The sequence below is a fragment of the Streptomyces sp. NPDC059524 genome (assembly GCF_042749255.1).
GTDB lineage: Bacteria > Actinomycetota > Actinomycetes > Streptomycetales > Streptomycetaceae > Streptomyces > Streptomyces xanthii.
The window spans coordinates 5562-6980 of record NZ_JBHYTK010000257.1; the positions used below are offsets into that span (position 1 = coordinate 5562).

General features: G+C 67.7%; 1 pseudogene. It reads left to right on the forward strand.

The annotated features are described in order from the left end of the window. Nucleotides 1-454: 454 nt before the first annotated feature. Nucleotides 455-1382 (forward strand): annotated as a pseudogene (locus ACFW9D_RS37350) (DUF5655 domain-containing protein). The last annotated feature ends 37 nt before the right edge of the window (nucleotides 1383-1419 follow it).

Below are 1419 nucleotides of genomic sequence, written 5' to 3' on the forward strand. Positions count from 1 at the left end.
TCACCCACCCCCCCCAACACCCACCCCACCACCCACCACCCCCCCCGCCCCCCACCCACGCCCACCCCACCCCCAAGTTTCGCCGGGATCAAGCACCTCCACTCAGACGGATGCTGACCTGATGCCGACTTTCCTGACGCACCATCAGTGCATGATGGAACCAGAGTCCCTCCGCTGACTGTGCACCTGACCTGCCGGATCAACAGCGGCCGGCCAGTCCTCGTGCGTGCCGTGCCGACATATGGGCACCACGCGCCACAAGACTCCTGCGACCGATGCTGACATCGAGGGCCCACTGTGCGGTTTCCACAAACACGCACCGCTTGAGGCTTCAGGACCCGAGCCCGCAGGCATCTGCTCCTGAAGCCTGCCTGAGTTCGAAGCCCTCGCCCGGCGGAATACTCCAAGCCCACCTTCGATTGATCAAATTGCAGAGATCGTGGGAGGGGCGTTGGTGGCCGAGTTGATGCTGTTCCGGCAGGACGCGGACGGGCGGGACGTTGAGCTGCCTGGCTCGACGGTGGCGCTTGAGGTGGAACTGCAGCGGCGCGTCGAGGCCGCCATGGAGCAGATGCTCGGTATCCGGTTCTTGGCGTCCGAGTACGCGACCGGCCCGTGGCACCGGGGTCGGATCGATACGCTCGGGCTCGACGAGAACCGCAGTCCAGTGGTGACCGAGTTCAGGAGGGCACCGACAGCGGGGTGCTGTCGCAGGCCGTCTCGTACCTGTCCTGGTTGGACTCGGCCCACCACGAATTCGAGGCGCTCGTCCGAAAGGTACTGGGCGCGGAGGCTGCCGAGTCGATCGACTGGCGTCGGCCGCGGATGGTCTGCATCGCGGCTGGGTTCTCGCACCACGATCGTGTGGCCGTACAGCGGTTGGCCGAGCGCATCGACCTGGTGCGCTATCGGGTCTTCGAACGCGGCCTGCTGAGCCTGCTGCTCGTCGACTCCTCGCCCGGCTCACCGAGCACGGCTTCGCCTCGGCGAAGCCGGGAGCGGGACGCGGTGGTCGGCAGCGTGCCCGTGGCCGCGGCGACGCCTCCGTCGGCGGGTGCCGGCCTCGTGCCTGAGTCCTTGCGGGACCTGTACTCGGAGCTGGACGAGGCGCTGACGGCGTGGGGGGAGGTCGAGGTGGCGCCGCTGCGGCATTACATCGCCTACCGGCGGCTGGTGAACGTCGCGTCGGTGATCTTCCGTCCGAAGCACGCGGCGATCCTGGTCTATCTCAGAGTCGACCCGGACTCGGTCGGACTGGAGGAGGGCTTCACCCGGGACTTGCGCGGCGTCGGGTACCCGGGGACCTGGAGATACGGATCGCTTCGGCGGCGGACCTGGAGAATGCGGCGCCGTTGATCCGGCGGGCGTTCGAGGCAGTCTGACGCAACGAGAGGGGCGGCTGGTGCATCGGATTCTCGA